The sequence below is a fragment of the Streptomyces sp. NPDC021100 genome (assembly GCF_044333095.1).
Taxonomy (GTDB): Bacteria; Actinomycetota; Actinomycetes; order Streptomycetales; family Streptomycetaceae; genus Streptomyces.
The window spans coordinates 245,381-266,173 of sequence record NZ_JBIRQH010000008.1 but is presented as its reverse complement, the minus strand read 5'-3'; the positions used below and the strand labels follow the sequence as shown (position 1 = coordinate 266,173).

The 20,793-nt window shown below is 72.9% G+C and carries 23 protein-coding genes and 1 tRNA gene; 13 read left to right on the top strand and 11 right to left on the bottom strand.

Going from position 1 to position 20,793, the window contains the following annotated elements; translation table 11 throughout:
• Positions 1-200 precede the first annotated feature (200 nt).
• The 11 genes from ACH4PU_RS18025 (at position 201) to ACH4PU_RS17975 (ending at position 5,306) form a co-directional block, all read left to right on the top strand.
• Positions 201-911, top strand: a complete 711-nt coding sequence (locus tag ACH4PU_RS18025) for a DUF2637 domain-containing protein (protein ID WP_398272607.1) — start codon at positions 201-203, stop codon at positions 909-911.
• A gap of 21 nt (positions 912-932) precedes the next feature.
• Positions 933-1,115 carry a hypothetical protein gene (locus ACH4PU_RS18020; RefSeq protein ID WP_398272605.1) on the top strand — a complete coding sequence of 61 codons (183 nt, stop codon included), beginning with the start codon at positions 933-935 and terminating at the stop codon, positions 1,113-1,115.
• Between the two features lie 3 nt (positions 1,116-1,118).
• Positions 1,119-1,307 (top strand): mobile element transfer protein, encoded by a 189-nt coding sequence (locus ACH4PU_RS18015; protein ID WP_398272602.1) that lies wholly within the window; start codon positions 1,119-1,121, stop codon positions 1,305-1,307.
• 12 nt (positions 1,308-1,319) lie between these two features.
• The gene (locus ACH4PU_RS18010; RefSeq protein ID WP_398272600.1) at positions 1,320-1,475 is read left to right on the top strand and encodes a hypothetical protein; all 156 of its coding nucleotides are present in this window, start codon (positions 1,320-1,322) and stop codon (positions 1,473-1,475) included.
• Between the two features lie 24 nt (positions 1,476-1,499).
• Positions 1,500-1,796 carry a SpdD-like protein gene (locus tag ACH4PU_RS18005; protein WP_398272598.1) on the top strand — a complete coding sequence of 99 codons (297 nt, stop codon included), beginning with the start codon at positions 1,500-1,502 and terminating at the stop codon, positions 1,794-1,796.
• A 95-nt stretch (positions 1,797-1,891) separates the two neighbouring features.
• Positions 1,892-2,092 (top strand): hypothetical protein, encoded by a 201-nt coding sequence (locus tag ACH4PU_RS18000; protein WP_398272596.1) that lies wholly within the window; start codon positions 1,892-1,894, stop codon positions 2,090-2,092.
• Positions 2,089-2,400, top strand: a complete 312-nt coding sequence (locus ACH4PU_RS17995; RefSeq protein WP_398272594.1) for a hypothetical protein — start codon at positions 2,089-2,091, stop codon at positions 2,398-2,400. The genes ACH4PU_RS18000 and ACH4PU_RS17995 overlap by 4 nt, the downstream gene beginning before the upstream one ends.
• Positions 2,401-2,405: 5 nt before the next feature.
• Positions 2,406-2,576 (top strand): hypothetical protein, encoded by a 171-nt coding sequence (locus tag ACH4PU_RS17990; protein WP_398272592.1) that lies wholly within the window; start codon positions 2,406-2,408, stop codon positions 2,574-2,576.
• Positions 2,573-3,970: a replication initiator protein RepSA gene (gene repSA / locus ACH4PU_RS17985; protein ID WP_398272590.1), complete on the top strand. Its 1,398-nt coding sequence runs from the start codon at positions 2,573-2,575 to the stop codon at positions 3,968-3,970. The genes ACH4PU_RS17990 and repSA overlap by 4 nt, the downstream gene beginning before the upstream one ends.
• A 2-nt stretch (positions 3,971-3,972) precedes the next feature.
• Positions 3,973-4,182: an excisionase family DNA-binding protein gene (locus tag ACH4PU_RS17980; protein ID WP_398272588.1), complete on the top strand. Its 210-nt coding sequence runs from the start codon at positions 3,973-3,975 to the stop codon at positions 4,180-4,182.
• Positions 4,182-5,306, top strand: coding sequence for a tyrosine-type recombinase/integrase (locus ACH4PU_RS17975; RefSeq protein WP_398272586.1), 1,125 nt, complete (start codon positions 4,182-4,184; stop codon positions 5,304-5,306). Before ACH4PU_RS17980 ends, ACH4PU_RS17975 begins: the two co-directional genes overlap by 1 nt.
• A 90-nt stretch (positions 5,307-5,396) precedes the next feature.
• Here the strand turns inward: ACH4PU_RS17975 and ACH4PU_RS17970 are convergent.
• The 10 genes from ACH4PU_RS17970 to ACH4PU_RS17925 form a co-directional block, all read right to left on the bottom strand.
• Positions 5,397-5,469: transfer RNA gene (locus ACH4PU_RS17970), tRNA-Arg, on the bottom strand.
• A gap of 95 nt (positions 5,470-5,564) precedes the next feature.
• Positions 5,565-6,353 (bottom strand): thioesterase family protein, encoded by a 789-nt coding sequence (locus ACH4PU_RS17965; protein WP_398272584.1) that lies wholly within the window; start codon positions 6,351-6,353, stop codon positions 5,565-5,567.
• A 91-nt stretch (positions 6,354-6,444) separates the two neighbouring features.
• Positions 6,445-7,272 (bottom strand): VOC family protein, encoded by an 828-nt coding sequence (locus ACH4PU_RS17960; protein WP_398272582.1) that lies wholly within the window; start codon positions 7,270-7,272, stop codon positions 6,445-6,447.
• Positions 7,273-7,349: 77 nt separating this feature from the next.
• Complete coding sequence (locus ACH4PU_RS17955) at positions 7,350-8,720, bottom strand: hypothetical protein (protein ID WP_398272580.1); 1,371 nt, start codon at positions 8,718-8,720, stop codon at positions 7,350-7,352.
• Positions 8,721-8,896: 176 nt separating this feature from the next.
• Positions 8,897-10,072, bottom strand: a complete 1,176-nt coding sequence (locus tag ACH4PU_RS17950) for an NAD(P)/FAD-dependent oxidoreductase (protein ID WP_398272578.1) — start codon at positions 10,070-10,072, stop codon at positions 8,897-8,899.
• Positions 10,069-11,421: a SidA/IucD/PvdA family monooxygenase gene (locus tag ACH4PU_RS17945; protein ID WP_398272576.1), complete on the bottom strand. Its 1,353-nt coding sequence runs from the start codon at positions 11,419-11,421 to the stop codon at positions 10,069-10,071. The genes ACH4PU_RS17950 and ACH4PU_RS17945 overlap by 4 nt, the downstream gene beginning before the upstream one ends.
• A 78-nt stretch (positions 11,422-11,499) precedes the next feature.
• Positions 11,500-11,862, bottom strand: a complete 363-nt coding sequence (gene panD / locus ACH4PU_RS17940) for an aspartate 1-decarboxylase (protein WP_185942580.1) — start codon at positions 11,860-11,862, stop codon at positions 11,500-11,502.
• A 96-nt stretch (positions 11,863-11,958) separates the two neighbouring features.
• Positions 11,959-13,518, bottom strand: a complete 1,560-nt coding sequence (locus ACH4PU_RS17935; protein WP_398272573.1) for a class I tRNA ligase family protein — start codon at positions 13,516-13,518, stop codon at positions 11,959-11,961.
• Positions 13,511-13,897 carry a cupin domain-containing protein gene (locus ACH4PU_RS17930; RefSeq protein WP_398272571.1) on the bottom strand — a complete coding sequence of 129 codons (387 nt, stop codon included), beginning with the start codon at positions 13,895-13,897 and terminating at the stop codon, positions 13,511-13,513. The genes ACH4PU_RS17935 and ACH4PU_RS17930 overlap by 8 nt, the downstream gene beginning before the upstream one ends.
• 1,224 nt (positions 13,898-15,121) lie before the next feature.
• Complete coding sequence (locus tag ACH4PU_RS17925; RefSeq protein WP_398272569.1) at positions 15,122-16,528, bottom strand: MFS transporter; 1,407 nt, start codon at positions 16,526-16,528, stop codon at positions 15,122-15,124.
• A gap of 71 nt (positions 16,529-16,599) precedes the next feature.
• Between ACH4PU_RS17925 and ACH4PU_RS17920 the strand changes: the two genes are divergently transcribed.
• A complete protein-coding gene (locus ACH4PU_RS17920; protein ID WP_398272567.1) occupies positions 16,600-17,607 on the top strand; it encodes a helix-turn-helix domain-containing protein in 1,008 nt (335 codons plus the stop codon).
• 64 nt (positions 17,608-17,671) lie between these two features.
• Here ACH4PU_RS17920 and ACH4PU_RS17915 read toward each other — a convergent pair whose 3' ends face one another.
• Positions 17,672-18,172 carry a GNAT family N-acetyltransferase gene (locus ACH4PU_RS17915; protein ID WP_398272565.1) on the bottom strand — a complete coding sequence of 167 codons (501 nt, stop codon included), beginning with the start codon at positions 18,170-18,172 and terminating at the stop codon, positions 17,672-17,674.
• 138 nt (positions 18,173-18,310) lie between these two features.
• On the opposite strand from ACH4PU_RS17915, the gene ACH4PU_RS17910 reads away from it, so the two are divergent.
• Positions 18,311-20,665, top strand: coding sequence for a tetratricopeptide repeat protein (locus ACH4PU_RS17910; protein WP_398272562.1), 2,355 nt, complete (start codon positions 18,311-18,313; stop codon positions 20,663-20,665).
• Positions 20,666-20,793 lie beyond the last annotated feature (128 nt).

The following is a 20,793-nucleotide window of genomic DNA, read 5'->3' as shown; positions in this document are numbered from 1 at the left end:
CCCGAGTGCAAAGGCACCGGGACCCTACTCGCCCCGGTCCTGGTCGGCCGGCGCGGTCACCAACGTCAGGTCGCCGAGCAGAACGCCTTGTGCACGACCTGCCTCGGCTCCGGCGAAGCCACCCCTTGACCGGCTCCCGGTGCCGGGATCACGCATCGCCCGGTACCGGCCCCCGCCTCTTTTGAAGGAGGTGATCGGCCATGCTCCGCACGATCCGCTTCGACGCTGTGTTGATCCAAGCCGTCATCGCCGGCGCCTTGTCCTTCGCCCACCTGCACGACCTGGCCGAAGCCGCTGGGCAGGACGGATGGAAGGCATGGGCCTACCCCGTCAGCGTGGACCTCCTCCTCGTCGCGGCCTGGCGCCGCATGCGAACCCTGCGCGATGCCGCCGGCGCCACCCGCTCGGCCTGGACCTGGTTCACCGTCGCCCTCGGCGCCTCCCTCGGCGCCAACGTCTCCACCGCCGGGCTGCTCGACCTTGACCACATCCCCGCCTGGCTGCGCATCCTCGTCGCCGGCTGGCCGGCACTCGCCTTCCTCGGCGGCACCCTCCTCGTCCACACACCCATCACCGACAAGCCCAGCACTCCCGCGCAGGCGGACACGAAGCCGGAACCGCTCGCCACTGAGGACGCGCCGGCGGTGTCCCTCGACCGACTGTCCGGCCCGGCTTCCGCGATCGATCCCGTGCCGGACCCGGAGCCTCAGCCCGAGCAGGTGCCGGAGCGCACTGCCCCGCCGCCGGTCGGCCCGGCCGTCCCCGTTGCTCTGCTCGATCACGCTCGCAAGCTTGCCGAGAACCACAGGGCCACGACCGGAGCCGACATGGACGCAGCCACCCTCCGCGCCCGCCTCGGCCTTCCCGCCCCGACGGCCGACGCGATCGTCTCGCAACTCCACCTCACCTGATCAACGAAAGGGAGACAGACCATGACCCGTTCCTTCAACCGGGCCTCCGACTACCTCGACGCGGCACGGGAGATGGCCGACACCGGCCGCCCCACTCTGGCCCGCCTGCTCGCCGAGGAAGCCGCCGACCGCACCACCGACCCGAACGAGGCGGCGCGCATCCTCGCCGAATTCCCCGGCCCCAGCATGCGGCGGGAGCGCTGACCGATGACCGTCCACCGGCGCTTCCGTGACCGTGCCCGCTTCGGGCCCGTGCAGGTCGCCACCTACCTCGACGGCCGGGGTGTGGAGAAGCACACCGCCGCCTGTACCGCCCCCGGCTGCGGCTTCTCCGCCGACTACCGCGACCGCTCCGCCGCCGAACTCGCCGCCCGAACCCACCGCTGCAAGGCATAGGAGACCAGGCCCATGCAGATTCCTCTGTGGCTCGCCCTGATCGTCGTCGGCCTTCTCGGCATCAAGCTCGTCCGCCCGCCGTGGTGGCTGATCGCCCTGCTCCTAGCTGGCGGCTACCTCCTCGCCCACAGCCTCTTCGCCCCCGCGATCGACACCGCCATCAAGTAACCCGACCCGAAGGGAGAACCACCCATGCTCCGCCCGAAGATCCCCGTCAACCCGCACCCCACCGGGCAGATCACCCCGCCCACCGACACCACCCCGGACATCCGACCCACGCCCCCGGCACCGGCCCCGGTGGCTTCTCGGCCCGCGCTCCAGCTCACCCCCGCAACGGCCGTCGCCCTCGTCGGCGGCGGAACGGCTGCGGTCCTCGTTGTCGGCGCGGTCCTGGTCTCCATGCTCCTCGCGGTCGCCATCACCGGCATGGCCGTGGCCATCGTCGCCGTGATCCTGCGCCTGCTGCTCAAGGACCTGCGCAACCACTGAACGGCCCCCGGAGCGGCCTCGGTCGCCAAACTTCCGCCGCTCCGGGCGCCTGCATCCCATCCGAGATCCAACGGACCCGAAAGGGACTTCTCATCATGCCTCAGCACGCCCCGGCCCCGCGCGTCTGCCCCGACTGTGACGGCTTCGCCACGGCCATCATCACCACCGGCACCCACCACCAGGATGGCTCCCGCACCACCACCCCGGTCACCTGCCCGACCTGCAAGGGAACCGGCACCACCACCCCCGCCGCCCTCACGTCCTCCACGACCGGTTCCGGGGGGTGGTCGGTGTGAAGCGACCCAGCCGCACCAGCCCCGGCCTGCACATCGTCGCCCCCTCCGCCGACGAACGCGCCCCCGGCTACGCGCCCTCGCCGAGCCTGCTGGAACTGACCGGGAACGTCCCCACCGAACTCGCCGACCAGCCGTCCGCCTCCTACGCCTGCCACTGCGGCCAGACCGGCGAAGCCACCGGCCGCCGCGCCGTACAAGCCCTGATCACCGCCTACAACGACCACGACCGCACCTGCCCGGACGACAACGGCAAGCCTTGGGAGCGGCACGGCCAGCCCCGTCCGCCGCGCGCGCGTGAGGGTCGGTGACCGCCGTGGCCCTTCTCGACTGGCGCGACTCCAAGCACTTCGACCGCAGCGGCGACAAGCCGTGCGTGATCTGCGACAAGCCCACCCCGCTGCGCTCCGACCGAGGCAAGCCCATCCACAAGGTCTGCGCCGAGGAATGGCTTGACACCCACCGCCCGAAGGGAGACGACGCGTGACCCAGCCCGCCACAGCGGCGGGCCTGGACCCGACCACCCTCGCCGACCTGCTGAGGGTGGCCGGGTCCCCCGGCTTCGACCGCATCCAAGAACAAATCCGCCGCACCGGCGGTTGTTCCGACCCCATCCACCTGCAAGGCGCCACCGTCACCCGCGACCGCCGCACCGGCCAAATCCTCCACCACTACTCCACCGATACCGAGCCCGACGGCCGACTGCGCATCGCCTGCGGCAACCGACGCGCCTCCCGCTGCCCCTCCTGCGCCTGGACCTACGCCGGCGACACCTACCACCTCATCCGCGCCGGCCTCACCGGCGACCCGAACAAGGGCACCCCGGAGACCATCCGCGACCACCCCCGCGTCTTCGCCACCCTCACCGCCCCCTCCTTCGGGCCCGTCCACAACCGCCCCGACAACCGGCCCTGCCGCTGCGGCACCCGCCACCCCGAGAACGCGCCCGAACTCGGCACCGCCCTCGACCCCACCACCTACGACTACGCCGGCGCCGTGCTGTGGAACAACCACGCCTCCGACCTATGGCGCTACTTCACGATCTACCTCCGCCGCGAAATCGCCCGCCACGCCGGCCTCACCCAAAAAGCCGCCCGGCACCAGTCCCGGGTCTCCTTCGGCAAGGTCGCCGAGTACCAAAAACGCGGAGCCGTCCACTTCCACGCCGTGATCCGCTTCGACGGACCCGACGGACCGAACGATCCGCCGCCGGCCTGGGCCACCCTCGACCTACTCACCGACGCGATCCGCGCCGCCGCCGCCCGCGTCGAGGTCGATGTTCCAGCAGCAGGAGACCAGCCGGCCCGCGTCCTGCGCTGGGGCACCCAACTCGATATCCAATCCATCGGCGCCTTCGGAAACGGCGAGGACATCAGCGAACAGGCCGTGGCCTCCTACGTCGCCAAGTACGCCACCAAAGCCGCCGAGACCACCGGCACCGTGGACCACCGGATCGGCAACACCGAAGCGCTCGCCCTCCTCGACATCCCCGACCACGCGGCCCGGCTCATCACCGCCTGCCTCGACCTTCACCCGCTCTACCCGGACCGCCGGCTTCGCGACTGGGCGCACATGCTCGGCTTCCGAGGGCACTTCTCCACCAAGTCCCGCACCTACTCCACCACCCTCGGCGCCCTCCGCCAAGCACGAGCCGACTATCGCGCCGCCCAGCAACGCGCCGCCCTCGGCCTACCCGACCCCGACGACCACCCGGAGGCCACCACGCTCACCCTCGCCCACTGGACCTACGCCGGCCACGGCCACACCCCCGGCGAATCCTGGATCGCCGCCAACATCCACCGCGAGATCCAAGCCAACCGCGAAACCGCCCGCGAAGAACTCGCTGACAGGACCGCACTGAGCGAAGAGGGGGAGTGGTGAGGATGGACCGACTTTTGAGCGTGAAGGAAGTCGCCGAAGTTCTTGGCACGACCGAGCGCTTCCCTCGGCGCCTGATCGAGGAACGCCGCATCACCTTTGTGAAGGTCGGCCGACACGTCCGCATCCCAGAGAGCGCCGTGGGGGCGTACGTCGCTGAGCACACCGTTCAGCCGGTGACCGCTCGGTTGTCTGGCCTCAGGAGGGTTGCCTGATGGCGAACACCCGAGGTAGGCGGCGCCGGTTCGGCTCGGTTCGACAGCTTGCGTCCGGCCGTTGGCAGGCCCGTTACCGTGACCCCAACACCGGCCGGCTCCGCAGCGCAGACGAGACGTACGCCACCAAAACCGATGCTGAGATCGCGCTGACCCATATCGAGGCGGACATCACCCGTGGGCAGTGGGCCGATCCGGACGCGGGGAAAGTCCGATTCGGCGCCTACGCCGCTGCCTGGCTCAAGGACAGGAAGCTTGCCGACCGTTCCCGAGAACGGCATGAGTCGGTGATCCGCCTTCACCTGCTGCCCACCTTCGGCGACCGGCCGTTGTCCTCGATCACAACCGCCCAGGTGCGGGCCTGGCGCACAGCGTGCCTCGCGCGGACCGGCGAACCGACCGTGGTCAAGGCGTACCAGATCCTTCGGGCGATCCTGAACACAGCCGTTGATGACGAACTGATCCGCCGCAACCCGTGTCGCATCAAGGGAGCCGACCGCTACGACGTGCCGGAACGACCGGTTCTGACCGTGGCCGAGGTGTACGCGGTCGCTGATGCGATGGCCTCGCGCTACCGGTTGCTGGTCCTGCTGGCTGCCTTCACCGGTCTGCGCTTCGGGGAACTGGCATCCCTTCGGCGGCGGGACCTCGACATCGAGAACGGGGCGGTCATCGTCCGGCGTTCGCAGGCGGAGATGCAGACGGGGGCTCTGTTCGGCAAAGCTCCGAAGTCGGATGCCGGGGTTCGGCCGGTGGCCTTCCCGACTGAACTCCTGCCGGATGTGAGCCGCCACCTCGACGCCTTCGCCGGGTCCGGCCGTGACGGTCACGTCTTCCTCGGGCCGCAGGGTGGCCGGCTTCGGAGGAGCAACTTTCGGGACGACTGGATCAAAGCCAGACAGGCCGCCGGCATCAAGGCGAACGTGCACTTCCACGACCTGCGGCACACGGGGAACACCCTCGCTGCTTCGGGCGCGAGCCTCCGGGAGCTGATGACGAGGATGGGCCACAGCACATCCCGCGCGGCCCTGATCTATCAGCACATGGTGGACGGGCGTGACCGGAAGATCGCCGATCGGCTTGGTGAGATGATCCGCAAAGAGCGGGGTGAGACGGCGCCTTAAAGCCCCTTGTGGCACGTGTATGGCACGGCTGTGATCACAGCGAAGGGCCAGTTCTGGAGGATCAAGCCTCTGAACTGGCCCTTCATCGTGTGCCCCCGGGCAGATTCGAACTGCCGACACCCGCTTTAGGAGAGCGGTGCTCTATCCCCTGAGCTACGGAGGCGGGGCCGTCCGTGGAGGGGCGGCCGAGGACAGGTTAGCCGATGGTAGGTGATCCGTGCTGGGCGGTGGTGCGGGTGGTGTGGGTGGGGTGGTGGGTCAGCGGGGGGCGATGAGGAGGGTTTGGAGGATTCTCCCGCAGTTGCCCGACGTGTCGTCCAGGCGGCCTTCGGCCAGGCCCGAGCCGGCGGGGGTGGCGGCGGTCGACGAGGTCAGGCAGAGCCATTCGCCGACCGGGTCGCGGTGCAGGGCGAGGGTGATGTCGGTGTTGATCACCAGGCCGTTGACGTGGTCGAGTTCGAAGCCGACGGCCCAGTTGCTGTCGGCCAGGGTCAGGGCGCGGGTCAGCGGGGTGTCCTCCTCGCCCGCCACCAGGGGGATCCGCTGGCGTGCCCAGGCCGTGCCGGGACCGGGGGTGTCGAATCCGCCGCCGGACGCGAAGCGCCACTCCATCGCCGAGACGTAGCCGTCCGTGTACGCGCCCTTGAAGCCGTGCTCCGGCTGGGGCTCGGGGAGGGCGGGCGGGGGCGGGTCGTGGCGCAGGGCCGGGGTGTCCGGTGGGGCGGCGGCCGTTCGCCAGGCACGGGCCAGCATCACCGGGCGGCCGTTCGCGGTAATCTCGCCTTCGAGGAGTTCCGTGCGGCGCCCGCCGCGGACCGTGCGCACGCGGACCAGCAGGTCGCCCACCGGCACCGGAGCCGGGATCTCCAGCGTCACGCGGGCCACCCGGAAGCCCTCCCGGGGTTCGTGCCGTTCCAGCGCCCGGCCCAGGAGGGCGGACGGCGGGCCCGCGTGCTGCGCATCGGGGCTCCACGGGCCCGCGGTGGCGGGCGTGCTCTCGTAGCGGCCGTCCCCCGCGTCCCGGTAGAAGGACTCGTGCGGTGCCATCGGCTTGGCTCTCCCCTCTGCCTCATTCCTGCGGCGTTGTGCGTACGGTCTCAGGTCGCGCCCGGGGTGGTGAGCGGCGGGGGGGCGGAATTCAGGCGTCCGGCTTTGGCGGTGCGATGAGGCGCGGTGCGTGGGGCGGCGTTCGCAGCTCGGCCCTGGTTCCGCCCGGCAGGGTCAGGACCGTGGGGCCTCCGGGCGCAGCGTCACCCGCCGGGGCAGCTTCCGTCAGTTCCGCGACCTGTTCCGGCGACCGTGCCAGCAAGGTGAAGGCGATCGGGGTCGCGTCCGCCGCGGTCGTCAGCAGCAGATTGCCGACGATCGCCGTGTCCTCGGGCGCCTCCGCCTCCGGTTCCGTTTCCAGCGCCGTCCGGTAGAAGCGGACGGCCTCGTCCAGTCCGCCCGCCGGCACCGCGTGCCGGGCCAGGAGGCGTACGCCCGTGTCCGTCGCCTCGCGGACGGCGAGGCCCGGGCGCGGGGAGGGGCGTTCGCCGGGTTGCGGGCGGTGTTCGACCAGCTCGGCGAGGGAGCCGTCCGGATACCGCACCCGGGCCCGCGCACCCGGCTTGATCGCCTCGGCCGGCTCCAGGACCTCCGTCCCCGTCCGCTCCAGCAGCCGCAGCTGGCCGGCCAGGGACGGCACGATGAGCGAGTACGCCGTCCGCCGCTGGACGGGTGTGAACGGGCGCTCGCTCGCGATCAGGAGCAGGTCGCCCACGGCGGCCAGTTCCAGACCGCCGAAGTCCGGGATCGGCATGCGCAGGTCGGCGGGGACGCCGAGGAGGCGCTCGTAGAACGCGATCCGGTCGTCCAGGTCCGCCAGGTCGATCAGCAGCCGCGCCAGCAGCCGGGGCCGGTCGAGGGAGGACGAGTCCGGGCGGGTGCGGAACCAGCGGTCCGCCGCCGGGGTCCGTGCCGTCACGCTTCCCGTCGTTCCGCTTTCGGGTGGTGCCTCGGTCCGCGTCAAGTCGCTTACTCCCGCTCGTCGTTCGTTTCCGTTCATTCCGTCCACCACTCCCGGCCCCGCAGTCCCCACGCCGCGAACTCCTCCGCCGCCAGCGCGCGCAGCGAACGGGCGTCGCCGAAGTGGTCGGGGATCGCCGTCACGGTCACGGTCAGCCGTCCGCCGACGCGTACCGCGCACAACGACACGCGCAGGCCCGCCCGTTCGGGCACCAGGCCCGGCACGTTCATCGTGCGCAGGGCCGCGCCGTCGGCCCACTGGCCCGCGAAGCGGCGCGCGCCGTCCGGCAGCGTGCCGAAGTTGGACGCGACGACGTCGGTCGCCTGGGCGCCGGGCGCCTTGAGCCGGTCGGCGTACCGGCGCGGCAGCAGGTGCCACAGCGGCTCGGGCACCAGCGTGGCGCTGTGCTCGTCCGTCCCGTCCAGCGCGGCCTTGGTGCTCCGGCGGGTCGGCCCCAGGTCCGTCCGGCGGACGGGGCCCGCCGGTACGGACAGCGGGACGACGACGAGGGCGTTGGCGCGCGCGTCGGCGGACGTACGCCGCAGGCTCACCGGGACGCCGACCCGGATCCCGGCGCGGTCGCCGAGCGGTACGCGGGCGCGGACGAGGTTGGCGGCGATCTCGACGAACAGGCTGTTCGCCGTGCCGCCGCGGGCCCGCGCCCGCTCCTCCCACTCCGCGGCGTCGAAGTCGAACACCGCGGTGGAGAAGAACCGCGGCTCCGACGCCGGTGGTTGCGACGCCGGTGGTTTCGGTGCCGGCCGCAGGGCCGCCGCGAGTTCCGCGCGGGCCCGCCGGTCCGGGAGGGTCCGTGCCGCCCAGCCCGCCGTCGCGGCCGCGGCACGCGCCACCTGCCGTACGGCATCGGCGAGATCGCCGTCCGCCGCCCCGGCGAGCGGGCCCCGGCGGCCGGGCGGCGGACCGTCCTCCGTCAGGGCCGTGAAGATCCCCATCCCGTCGGCGCGGAAGTGCGGCACGGTGAGCGACACCAGCGCCCCCCGGCCGTACGGCGCCGACGCCAGCCGCCAGAGGGCCCCGGAGCCGGCCGGCAGGGGAGCGCGGACCTGCTCGTCGATCCACTCCCACGCCGTGTCGTCCGTCAGGCGCGCCGGGTACGGGCGCGGAGGTTCCGCGTTGTGCGCGGGCACCCACGCACGGCGCGCGCCCGGGACGCGGGCCGCGGCCGGGCGGCGGCTGAGCCGGCCCCGGTCGAGCCGCTCCCACTCCGCGCGCAGGGCGGCCGGCGGCACCGGTTCCGGAAGGCGCCACAGCAATTGCACGATCCGGGACGAGCCGAGGGCCCGTTCGGCGCGGTACAGCATCTCGTCGGTGGGGTTGAGCCGGGCGGACGGGGGAGGGGCGGTGGCGCGACGGGTGGGGCGGGACGGTCGAGCGTCTCCGCTCATGTCAGCGTCTCCCGCCGCGTGACCGTTCTCGGCCGCACGGTCATCTCCCACCACACGAGCGTCCTCGGTCACGCGAGCGTCCTCGGCCGCACAACCGTTCCCCGCCACAAGGCCGTTCTCCGCCACGCGACCGTCTTCCGCCACACGACCGTCCTCCGCCACGCGATCACCTCCCCTCACGCGATCACCTCCCCGATCCGCTCCGCCGCGTACCGCCCGACCGCGGGCGCCTTCTTGAAACCGCCGCCGTTCCAGCCGACGGCCGTGACCAGCCCCCGCGGGTCCGGCCAGGCGGTCACCGCGCCCCCGCCCTCCGGCGCGAGCGCGTCGAAGGCGGTGACCCCGCCGACGACGTCCGCGTCGCCGAGCGCGGGGCAGCGGTGCCGCGCGACCTCGCGGACGCGTTTCGCCTCCGTGTCCGGCACGCCCTGGGTGATCAGCGGCGGTACGTCGCACTCCCGGGACGGCACCCCCGCCAGCACGGCGGAGCCGTCGTCCCAGCGGCGCAGCCAGCCGCCGGTCGTGGTGTCGAGGACGGCCGGGAGGACGCCCGGGACGGGAACGCGCGGCGCGAAGACGCAGAAGCTCACCGACCGGGTGCGCAGCGGGAGTTCGACGCCCGCCGAGCGGGCCAGGGCGGTGCTGCCGACCCCCGCGGCCAGCAGCACGGCCCCGGCCGCGACGAAACCGTCGGTGGTGCGGACACCGGTCACCCGGGAGCGCGCGGTGGTGATCCCCAGCGCCCGGGCGCGGAGCACGGTGACCGTGTCCGCGTCCCGGAGCATCGCCTCGGCCACGGCCCGCGCCGGCAGCCAGCCGGCGCGGGGTTCGTGGACGCCGACCATCCCCTCGGGCGGGGCCAGGCCGGGGAAGGCCGCGGCGATCTCCCGCGCGTCGAGGACCTCCGCCGGGAGGCCGGCGGCCCGTACCCGTTCGGCGCCCGCCGCGGCCCGCCCGGCGGCGTCCGCGGCGAACAGGGTGAGGCTGCCGTGCTCCCGGACGGCCGGCCAGCGGCCGTGCCCGCCGCGCCGCAGGTAGCGTCCGAGTCCCTCCGCCGCCCAGCCCCGGGCGGCGGAGGAACCGGAGCCGGAGGAATCAGCGGCGGAGGAACCGGAGCCGGAATGGGAGTCGGAGTCCGAGTCCGGGGCCGAGTCGGCGGAGGACAGGTCGAGCGCCCGGACCAGCCCGCCGGACGCCCCGGTGACGCCGCCCGCCACGCCGCGGTCGTCGATGACGATCACGGAGTGGCCGCGGGCGGCGAGGCGTTCGGCGGTGGCGAGGCCGATGACGCCGGCGCCGACCACGGCGACGTCGGCGGTCCTGGCATCGGCGGTGGTGACGGCAGTCGTCACCGGAGGGCCTCGTCCGGTACGAGGCGGTCCGTGACGAGATGGTCCGGAACAAGAGCGTCCGGCTCCAGCATCAGCGACTCCACGATGTCCGTGGACCGTGCGGACAGCACCGCCAGCGCCCCCGCGTCGCCCATGCCGTGGCTCGCCTCGCACAGCCCGTTGAGGTACAGGCGCAGCGGGCGCGAGCCGTAGGAGCCCCGTGCGACCGGGACCGAGTAGTCGCGGGCCACGGCGGGGATGCCCTCGTCGGTCAGCGCGAGCCGGTCGGCCACGTCCGCCAGCAGCGGGTGGTAGGGCTCGTCGTCGGGTCCGAGGCCGAAGTCCCGGAAGCCCGTCGCGAGGACGACGACGTCGGCGTCGTAGACGCCGCGCGTGTCGGTGTTGACGTCGCGGACGACGAGCCGGTGCACGCCGCCGTTCCCGTGCGGGGCCACCTCGGACACCTCGGAGAACGGCATCAGCCGCAGCCGGTCGGAGCCCTTCAGCTCGTACTCGTGCTGGACGGTCGCCAGCCGGTCGATGACGTCCTGGTCGCACGCCGCGTAGTTGATCGACCGCAGCTCCGCGCGGATCCGCCGCTTGGTCTCGGCGGGGAGCGGATAGAAGTAGTCGATGAACTCCGGCAGGAAGACGCGGCGGCTGTACGGGCTGGTGTCCTTCAGCCGGAAGCCGATGCCCCGCTGGACGGACACCACCTGCGCGACGTCGTCCCGGCCGAGCAGGTCGAGGACGATCTCGATGGCGCTCTGGCTGCCGCCGACGACCGCGACCCGCAGGGCCCGCCCGCGCAGCCGGCGCAGCGAACTCAGGTAGCGGGTGGCGTGGAAGACCGTCGGCCCCAGGCAGCGGCGGAACACCGGGGGGATCCGCGGTGAGCGGCCGGTGCCGATGACGACCGTCTCGCCCAGGTACTGCCGGCCGTCGTCGGTCTCCAGCCGGAACACCTCGCCGTCCGCGGTGTCCGCGACGGTCAGCCGGGTCGCCGACCGCCCGTAGTCGACCGCGTCGCGGAAGGAGTCGGCGACCCAGCGCAGGTAGCCGGCGTACTCGCGGCGCAGCGGGAACTTGGCGTTCAGGTGCAGGTAGTCCGTCAACCGCCCTTGCGAGGCAAGGTAGTTGACGAAGGTGTAGGCGCTTCCGGTGTTGCGCGGCATGGTCAGGTCGCGGAACGGGTTGTTCTGGATGTCCGCGCCGTCGATGAGCTGCTCGTCCTGCCACTGGAAGTCCGTGGCCCGCTCGACGAACCGGGACCGGCCGGTGTAGCCGAGTTCCTCCATGGTCACGGCGAGGGACAGGTTGGCCGGGCCGAAACCGATGCCCAGCACCGAATGGATCTCGTGCTCCGTCATGGTTCGTACCTTCTGATCAGGTCGTACGTAACGCGCCGGTGAGGCGCCGTGCGGAGAGGGGAGTGCGGCGCGCGCCGCTCATGCCGTGACCGTCTCGAGGATCTTGTTGCTCTCGTCCACGTGGACGACGCGCGGCTTGTGCTCGGCCACCTCTTCATCGGTGAGCTGGCCGTAGGCGATGATGATCACCTTGTCGGCGGGCTGCACCAGGCGGGCGGCGGCGCCGTTGACGATGACCTCGTTCGCGCCCGGGGCGCCCAGGATGGTGTACGTCTCGAAGCGCGCGCCGTTGTTGATGTTGACGACGTGGACGAGCTCGTGGACGCCGATGTCGGCGGCGTCGAGCAGCTCCGGCGAGATGGTGATGGAGCCGACGTAGTTGAGGTTGCTGTCGGTGATGGTGGCGCGGTGGATCTTCGAACGCATGAAGGTGCGCAGCATGGTGTCGTTCTCCTTGGCGAGTGAGGTGCGTGAGATGAGTGAGATGGTGAAGTCAGGCGCTTCTTAAGGAGGTTGTGCGGAAGGAGATCCGGGCCGTCACACGGACAGCGCGCGGAACTCCCCGGCCGGCGGCTCGGCGGCGTCCCGCAGCAGCGGGGTGCCGGTGGCGTCGGCGCCGAACGCCGTGGCCACGGCGCCGGCCAGGTCGGGGGTGACCGGCCAGGCGAGCGTGCGCAGCGTCCACAGGAACAGCAGGGCGCCGGAGACGTCGCTCGCGTCGTCGGCCCGGACCTGCCCGGCCCGCAGGGCCAGGACCTCCAGGTGGAGGGCGAGCGCCTCGGCGGCCTTGCGGATGCTGAAGGTCTCCAGGGTGTACGCGGCCTCGAACCGGCGCCGGGACGCCTCGATGGCGGCGGCCCACCAGGCGGACGGCGGGGCGTCGACGCTCCGGCCGGCCAGCTTCTCGCCGAGCGTTCGCGCGATGGTGGCGAGCGGGGTGTCGAAGCGGGCGCTGAGCGTGCCCTCGGCCACCTGCTCGGTGAACTCGGACTGCTGGAGTTCCGGGCTGGTCAGCGCGAGGACGAAGCGCGCGCGGTCCCGGCCGGCCTTCTCCAGGTACTCGCCCGCCCACAGCACGTCGCCCTTGCTGGTGGAGAACTTGCGGCCCTCCAGCAGGTAGTACTGGTTGGTGAGCGTGCGGGTGACGGGGAGCTCGACGGGCAGCCCGTGCCGGACGGCCAGCAGCTTCAGCGCGACGTAGACGAAGGCGTTGTAGAAGCCGTTGTCGATCCCGATGAACTGGACGAACTCGTCACAGCCGGCCCGGCGGCGCTCGCGGACGCGCTGCGGCCAGTAGAGGTGGCCGACATAGATCTCCGGCCAGGCGTTGATCGCCTGCGGGGGCGCGTCGGGCCCGTCCCAGTCGACCTGGATGCCCCACGTGGAGGGGTAGGTGATGGGGATGTACGGCAGCCGTCCGGCGAGCGTCAGGTCGACGACCTTCTGGAGGTCGGGCCGGAGCGGGACGTCGGAGACCTGGTACCAGTGGGTCAGGAGGGAGCGGTAACGCTCCAGGTCGAGGACCCAGATGGAAACCGGGCGGGTCGGCAGCGCGGTCTCGGTGTCGCTCGCCAGCAGGGCGCCCGGCAGGTTGTACAGGCCGCATGCTTCGCAGACGCCCGCGCGGGCGTGGGCCAGACAGGTCGGGCAGCGGCCGGTGACGAACGCCTCGGCGCGGTACTCGTCCGCCTCGGCGTCGTACGGGAGGTGCACCTCGCGCCGGTCGAAGGCGCCGTGCTTCCACAGGTGGGAGAAGAAGTCCCGGACGAACGCGGTGTATTGCTCGTCGGGCCGTTCGTAGAGGTCGACCTCGACACCCGCGAGTTCCAGGGACCGCCGGGTGCCGTCCAGCGCCTGCCGGATCAGCTCCTCGGGGGTCACACCCACCCGCTGGGCGGTGGTGACCACGTAGGTCTGGTTGTCGTCGGTGCTGCACGCGTACACCACGTCGTTGCCCAGGATCTTCTGGGACCGTGCGCAGACGTCGCTGCCGAGGACCGGGCCGGCGAGGTGGCCGAGGTGTAAGTCCCCGTTGGGCGTGGGCGGGGAGAAGCTGACGTTGACGCGGCGCACGGCGCCGTCCGTTCGCTCAGCCACGGGCCGGCTCCTGGGTCTGGGCCTGCGGCTCGGTGGTGGGCTGCCCGGTGGGCTGCGGCCAGTAGATGCTGACGAAGGTCAGCAGGGTGTCGTCGCTGGTGTTGGTGACGACGTGGTCGTTGCCGTTCGGGATGTAGATGACGTCGCCCACGGTCACGTCCCGCTGCTCGTCGCCCACCCGGACCGTGCCGGAGCCGCCCGTGAAGATGAACGTCTCGTCCGTGGCGTGCTGGTGCTTGGTGCTCGACTCGTGCGGGTGGACGCTGCACAGAGTGCTGTTCCACGGCGGCACGACGACGCCGTCCCACGGGTAGAGCTGGCGGACGTCGATGTTGTTCTTGCGCACATAGCCGTCCTCGGCCGTGGTGCGTACATACATGGTGGGGAATCCTTTTCCTGGTGGCCGGCCGCGCGGACGTGCGCGGCTGGTGAGGGGCGCGCCGGAATTCCGAGGGATGCCATCCCGGGCGTCACTGGCAAACGCGTGCCGGAAAGCGCCGGGAAAGCCTCGGGGAGGCTCCGGTGAAATCCTCGGAAAGCTCTGATGGTGCAGGGCTGTAAGCCGCGGATAAACTCCGCGGTATATCCGGGAAAGAGGCGTGGGTGAGGGAGTCGCCGTCGAGGCGGCCGGAGGCCGTCGAGCGGGAAGCCGGTGGCGGGCAGCGGAAAGCGCACTTCGCCGGAGCCGGTGAAAGGTGAGGTGGGGGTGGGGTGGGAACGAGGTGGCGTCCTCGTGGTTCACGGTGCCGCGCGATGCACGCTGACGTGCGTGGCGGTCTGCCGGATGCCGGGATGCCCCGGGGAACAGGGTGGTCGTCCGCCCACCGGGCGGCGTTCGCGACCGCCGTCGCCGCGCTGCTGCTCGTCGCCGCGGCCGCTCGCTGTCGCGGTCGCTACCGCGCGTCGGGCGCCGGAATGGGGCAGGACGGGCGGCGGCAAGCCGTCGGCCCTGCCGGCCGAGGTCGCGTCGTGTCAGGCCTCAATAATCAATCCCCCCGTAGCTGGCGCGGTTCCCGGCGTCCCGGCGTGAAAGCCGGGGTGCCGTCACCGCGTCCGTCCGCGTGTGAACTTCCGTCCTGAGGACGACGCCAATCCTCCATGAAGGCGCTTGAAGGGTCAACCCTGAATCGGCGTTAACGGCGGCCTATTTGGAATTCACCGGCGCCACCTGCGGGAATGGGTGACGGAATAATGTATTCCGTTATCCGGTGTGTAAGGAAACTATGTAAACGTGGTCCGTGCCACACGGGCCGGGGGGTGTACGGATATCGGCCACCGTGACGCCCGGCCACCGTGACGCCCGGCCACCGTGACGCCCGGCCGCGGTGACGCCCGCGTGCGGGTGGGCGACCCCGGAAACTCCTGTGCCCGCCGGGTGGCGGGCACAGGAGCCGGGGGTCGGAAGGCCGGGACGGCGGGACGGGGCGACGGGGGTTCGCGGTTCCGTCCGGCGCCGGCCCGGCCGGCTGGAGGGGGTGGGTCCGGATTCACATGGATTGGATCAGGCCGAATCCGATCGCATCCGACTGGATCGGACCGAATTCGATCGGCGGGTTCAATCGGTGCGCTCAACCGGCGGGTTCGATCGGCGGGTTCGATCGGGTCAGGCCGGAGTGTCCTCCGGCTGCGGTGCGACGGGTGCCGAGCCGACCGGGGCGCCCGTGACGGGAACCGACGTGACGGCCGTCGCCTCAACCGCCGTCGCACCGACAGCAGCCGCCTCAACCGCCGTCGCCCCAGCCGCCGGTGCGCCGGCCGCGGCCGCCGCCGGGCCGCGCCCGCGTGCCGCCCGCAGCGTGACGTACGCCAGGGTGAGCAGCGCCAACCCGGCCGCGCAGCACAGCAGTACGCTCGCCCGGATGGAGCCCTGCAGCGCCGCCAGGATGAACGGCGCGGCGAAACCGATGTACGAAAGTGCCTGGTACACGGCGGTCAGCCCGGCCAGGTCCTTCGGACCGGCCATCCGCTGCACCTCCAGCAGCCCGCACACCTGGCAGCACCCGTATCCCGCGCCGAGCACCAGTGCCGCCAGCACCACGAGCACCGGCTGGAGCGTCTCGGCGGCGGCGGCCGAGACCAGCAGGCCGGCCACCACGATCGCCATCGACGACGCGATCAGCCGCGGTCGCCGCGGATCGTCCATCCGGCGTGCCAGCGGCTGCACCAGGATGCCCGCGAAGCCGGTCAGGGCGGTGACGACGGCACCGAAGACGAGCGCGTTGCCGCCGACGCGGTCCTTCACCAGGCCGGGCAGATAGGCCAGGGCGACCGACGCGGAGCCGAACACCCAGGGGGCCAAGGGCGCGACGACGTTACGGAACCTCGGCTCGCGCACGGCGGGCACCCGCACCTGCCGCCACACACTGCCCTCACGCGAGCCGCCGCAGGTCTCGGGCGCGCGCCAGACCAGCGGGATGGAGAGCAGGGCCAGGGCCAGGTGCGGCAGGTAGGCGACGGTCATGGGGGACGGCGCCCACTGGGCGAGCAGGCCGGCCACCAGGGGGCCCACGGCGAAGCCGGTGGTCATGGTGATCGTCGCCCGGCGCGGGCCCGGGTTGGCCTCCCGGGTGGAGCCCGCGAGGGACAACTCCTTGATCCAGACGGTGCCGGAGCTGAACGCTGCGCCACTGGCGATGCCGGAGACCAGCCGGCCGGCGAACAGCAGTTCCTCCTGCGAGCCGCCCGCGATCAGCAGCAGGCTCGCCAGCACCGAGACGAACAGCGCCGGCAGCATCAGCCGGCGGCGGCCGTACCGGTCCGAGACGGGACCGCCGAGCAGCAGCCCCGGGACCAGGCCGATGGCGTACAGCCCGAACGTGGCCTGCACCGTGGCGGCCGACAGGCCCAACTCCGAGCGGTAGAGCAGCAGCAGCGGCGCGAACTGGTTGGCTCCCCAGCCCACCGCCGCCACCGCGACGCCGGCCCGCAGCCACGCCCGGCCGCCGATGCCGGCGGACGGCCCGGACGCCGTCGCCGGGGCCGCGCGGTTGGTCAACGCATGCTTGGTCATGCCCCCCATGCTGCCGACGCCCCGCCTCCGCCACGAGTGTCCGGAACGACGAGGGGCGTACAGTTACGGACATGGCTTCTGTCGCGCTGGCCGTCACCGACGGCATGCCGTTACTGGAACTCGCCGCCGCCTGCGCCATCTTCGGAACGGACCGACCGGACCTGGTCGACTCCTGGTACGACTTCACCGTCTGCGCCCCGGCGGGCGCGCAGGTCGGGGGCTGGCTGCACGCCGACACCCCGCACGGGCTCGACGAACTGGCCACGGCCGACACCGTCATCGTCCCGGCCTGCCAGGACGTCGACCAGCCGCAGCCCGCCGACCTCGTCGAGGCCGTCCGGGCCGCGCACGACGCGGGTGCCCGGGTGGCGTCCATCTGCACCGGAGCGTTCACGCTGGCCGCCGCCGGGCTGCTCGACGGGCGGCGCGCCACCACGCACTGGCTGCACGCCGACGCGCTGGCCCGGCGCTATCCGAAGGTCGAGGTCGACCCGAGGGTGCTCTACATCGACGAGGGCTCGGTGCTCACCTCGGCCGGCCGGGCCGCCGGCATCGACCTCTGTCTGCACATGGTCCGCACCGACCACGGCACCGCCATCGCCAACGGCGTGGCCCGCCGGCTGGTCGTCGCACCGCACCGCTCCGGCGGGCAGGCCCAGTTCATCACCGCCCCCGTACCGCCCGAGAACGGCAACAGCCTCACCGACGTGCTGGCCTGGGCGCTGGAGGAGCTGCACCGGCCGCTGACCGTCACCGATCTGGCCCGCCGGGCCCATATGAGCCCCCGCAACCTCGGCCGGCACTTCGCCGCCGTCACCGGCACCACGCCCCTCCAGTGGCTGCTGACCCAACGGCTGCACCGGGCGCAGGAGTTCCTGGAGCGCACCGACGACAACGTCGACCGGATCGCCGCGCAGGTCGGGATGGGCAGCGGGGCGACGCTGCGCCGGCACTTCAACCGCGCGTTCGGCGTGCCACCGGACACCTACCGGCGCACGTTCCGCGTGGACGGGCGCACGGACGGGCGCGGGGAGCGGGCGGCGACGGAGGGCGCGACCGCGACTCCGCTGGCCTCCTGAGGAGGGCGCGGGTCGCGGCCGCCCGCGCCGGGCCCAGGGCCTGGGCCCGGCGGCGGAAGCGCCGTCAGCGCGGCAGTTCGATCTGGTAGCGGATGAACCCCTTGTAGTCGGCCACGCGGTCGTACAGCCCGCGCGCCGTGGCGTTCGTCTCGTGGGTGCTCCAGTACACGCGCGAACAGCCGCGCTCCTTCGCCCAGTCGACGACGGCGGCGATCAGCGCCTCGCCCACGCCCTGCCGGCGCGCGGACGGGTCGGTGAACAGGTCCTGGAGGTAACAGACCTGCGGTCCCGAGGTGTTGGGGTGGATGAAGAAGTGCGTGAACCCCACGAGCCGGCCGTCCACCCGCGCGCCGAGCGCGTGCAGCGTCGTGTCGTCCTGGAAGGCCGCCCAGGCCGTGTCGTACATCTCCTGCGGCTCGTCGCGCTCGTAGAAGTCGATGTACGCCCGGAACAGGCCCTCCCATGCCTCTCTGTCGGACGGCGCGAGCTTGCCGATGTCCACCATGCGATACCTCCGGAGCTTCGGGATGACGTCGATCACGATCCAACGGCCGGACCGGTCCACGGTAGGGGTTGTGATCGGCTTCATACGGGGCGTGCCGCGCCGGACGCGTGTGCGGAAGGCGTGGGACGGAGGCGGGCGCACCGATAGCGTGTCCGCGCGGATCGAACCGGTTCGTATCGGGGAGGGCGGGGAGGGTCTGTGGATCTGGCGATCAGCGTGGAGGCCGTGCTCGGGGCGCTGGAGACGGCCGCGTCGGGGACGCTGGGCGGGGCCGCGGGGGAGATGGGCCGTCGGGCCGCCGAAGGGCTGGCGCGGCTGCTCGGCCGTGGGCGGCGGCCCGGGGAGGACGACGACGGGGGCGGGCCGCCGGTCGGCGTGGACGAGGTGCGGCGGCTCGCCGAGGCCCTGCACGCCCGCGCGCGGACCGACCCGGACTTCGCCCGGGAGCTGCTTGCCTGGGTGCGGGAGACCGGTGCGCCGCGTCCGGCCGCCGGGCCCGGGCACGTACCGCGCGTTCTGCCGCCCGCCAGCGGGGTGTTCACCGACCGGGAGCCGGTGCTGGCCGCGCTGGAGGAGCTGATCGGCGGCGGGGAACGTCCGGCGGCGTACGTCGCCGTCCTCACCGGACAGGGCGGCATCGGGAAGACCGCCACCGCCGTGCACTGCGGGCACCGGCTCAAGGACCGCTTCCCGGACGGGCAGTTGTTCGTCCGGCTGGGCGGCCCGACGGCCGGGTCCGCAGCCCGGCCCGGGGAGGCGCTGGCCGTCCTCCTGGGGGATCTCGGGGTGCCGGCGGACCGGATCCCCGCCGATCCGCGCCGGCAGGAGAATCTGTACCGGGACCTCACCGCCGGCCGCCGGATGCTCGTCCTCCTTGACGACGCCTCCACGGAAGCCCAGGTCAGACCGCTGATCCCGGCCGCTCCTGGCTCGTTGGTGATCGTCACCAGCCGCTACCGGCTGGGCGGCCTCGCCGGGGATCCCGGAGCGCGCTTCCTCACCCTGGACCCGCTGCCGGAGGCCGACGCCGTCCTCCTCCTGGAACGGGTGGCGGCGATGGGCGGCCGGCGGGAGGGGGCGCGCGACGCGGCGCGCATGGCGGCGGTCGCGCGGCGCTGCGGCCGGGTGCCCCTGGCGCTCTGCGAGACGGGAGCGCTGGTCGCCGCCCGCGCGCACCTCAGCTGGGAGACCGTGGAACGGCGGCTCGCCGGGCCGGTTCCGGGGAACCCTGAGGGGATGGACGACCGGAACGGGGCGGACGCCGTCCGCCGCACCCACGACGTGACCTACCGCGAGCTGAGCCCCGAAGCCGCCCGCCTCTACCGGCTGTTGGGCGTCTGGCCCGGCCCCGAGACCGGCGTGGCGGCCGCCGCGCGGCTGGCCGGCACCACCGAGGGCGCGGCCCGCGTCCTGCTGGAGGAACTGGCCGGCGTCCACCTCCTCCAGGAGGTCGGGGAGGAGCGGTACCGCCTCCACGACCTCGTCCGCGCGGACGCGGAGCGGCGGGCCCGCGCGGAGGACGACCCCGCCGGACTGGCCGCGTCCGTCCGGCGCGTGGTCGTCTGGTACCTGCGGTTCGCCGCCGCGGCGGACTTTCGTGTGATGCCCGGCCGTTGGCGCCTGGGCCCCGCCTACCGCGGCATGACCCCGCCCGCCGACCGCGATCTCCAGGACGGCCGGACCGCCCTCGCCGCACTGCGCCGCGAACGCGCGAACCTCGCGGCGGCGGTCCGGGCCGCCGAGCACTTCGGATGGGACGACCTGGTCTGGCAGCTGTGCGAGGCCACCTGGGGGCTGCACCTGCGGCTCGGCTTCCACGACCAGTGGATCGACACCCACCGGCGCGGCGCGGCCGCCGCCCGCCGCCAGGCCGAGGAACTCGGCGACGCCCGGGCGGCGGGACGGATCCTCGCCCAGCTCGCCTTCGCGCACATGGGCCGGGGCCAGTGGGACGAGGCCGAGACCGCGCTGCACGAGGCCGCCGACGCCGACCGCGCCGCGGGCCACCTCCGCGGCCAGGCCACCGCCGTCGAATCCCTGGGACTGCTGCGGCTGAGGCAGTGGCGGTGGCAGGAGGCGCGGGACTGCTTCACGAGTGCCCAGGGCCTCCTGCGACGCATCGGGCCGGAGGAGGACGGTGCACGGGACGTCCCCCGTGGCCTGGCCCTCCTGGAGGACCACATCGGCCGCGCCCTGCGCGGCGCCGGACGGTACGCGGACGCCGTCCGCACCCTGCACACGGCCCTGGCCCTGTTCCGGGCCCTGCCCGAGCCCGACCCCTACAACGAGGGCCGCGTCTACATGAACCTCGGCGAAACCCACCTCGCCGCCGGCGATCCCGCCGCCGCCCGCCTCTGCCTCGACGAGGCCCTCACCGTCATGGACCGCGAAGGCGCCGAGCTGCAGCAGGCGGACGCCGCCGAAATGCGGGCCCGCTGCGCGGAGGACGCGGAACGGAGGGTGGCGTTCCTGCGCCGGGCGGAGGAGTTGTACGAGCGGGGTGGGGACGCGGTGGGGTTGGCGCGGGTGCGGGAGGGTCTGGGCGGGGGGTGAGCCCCGGTCCCGCCCTTTCACCGTTTCCTGGGGGTGAGCCCCCAGACCCCCTTGTCCTCAAACGCCGGACGGGCTGAAGGCTCAGCCCGTCCGGCGTTTGAGGACAACCGCGCGGAGCGCGGTTTTCG

Bases quoted from the DNA above. Each gene is read 5' to 3' on its own strand.
- ACH4PU_RS18005 (WP_398272598.1), top strand. From the start codon at position 1,500: ATGCTCCGCCCGAAGATCCCCGTCAACCCGCACCCCACCGGGCAGATC.
- panD (WP_185942580.1), bottom strand. From the start codon at position 11,862: ATGCTGCGCACCTTCATGCGTTCGAAGATCCACCGCGCCACCATCACC.
- ACH4PU_RS18000 (WP_398272596.1), top strand. From the start codon at position 1,892: ATGCCTCAGCACGCCCCGGCCCCGCGCGTCTGCCCCGACTGTGACGGC.
- ACH4PU_RS17965 (WP_398272584.1), bottom strand. From the start codon at position 6,353: ATGGCACCGCACGAGTCCTTCTACCGGGACGCGGGGGACGGCCGCTAC.
- ACH4PU_RS18020 (WP_398272605.1), top strand. From the start codon at position 933: ATGACCCGTTCCTTCAACCGGGCCTCCGACTACCTCGACGCGGCACGG.
- ACH4PU_RS17955 (WP_398272580.1), bottom strand. From the start codon at position 8,720: ATGAGCGGAGACGCTCGACCGTCCCGCCCCACCCGTCGCGCCACCGCC.
- ACH4PU_RS17945 (WP_398272576.1), bottom strand. From the start codon at position 11,421: ATGACGGAGCACGAGATCCATTCGGTGCTGGGCATCGGTTTCGGCCCG.
- ACH4PU_RS17980 (WP_398272588.1), top strand. From the start codon at position 3,973: ATGGACCGACTTTTGAGCGTGAAGGAAGTCGCCGAAGTTCTTGGCACG.
- ACH4PU_RS17930 (WP_398272571.1), bottom strand. From the start codon at position 13,897: ATGTATGTACGCACCACGGCCGAGGACGGCTATGTGCGCAAGAACAAC.
- ACH4PU_RS17920 (WP_398272567.1), top strand. From the start codon at position 16,600: ATGGCTTCTGTCGCGCTGGCCGTCACCGACGGCATGCCGTTACTGGAA.
- ACH4PU_RS18025 (WP_398272607.1), top strand. From the start codon at position 201: ATGCTCCGCACGATCCGCTTCGACGCTGTGTTGATCCAAGCCGTCATC.
- ACH4PU_RS18015 (WP_398272602.1), top strand. From the start codon at position 1,119: ATGACCGTCCACCGGCGCTTCCGTGACCGTGCCCGCTTCGGGCCCGTG.
- ACH4PU_RS18010 (WP_398272600.1), top strand. From the start codon at position 1,320: ATGCAGATTCCTCTGTGGCTCGCCCTGATCGTCGTCGGCCTTCTCGGC.
- ACH4PU_RS17975 (WP_398272586.1), top strand. From the start codon at position 4,182: ATGGCGAACACCCGAGGTAGGCGGCGCCGGTTCGGCTCGGTTCGACAG.
- ACH4PU_RS17925 (WP_398272569.1), bottom strand. From the start codon at position 16,528: ATGACCAAGCATGCGTTGACCAACCGCGCGGCCCCGGCGACGGCGTCC.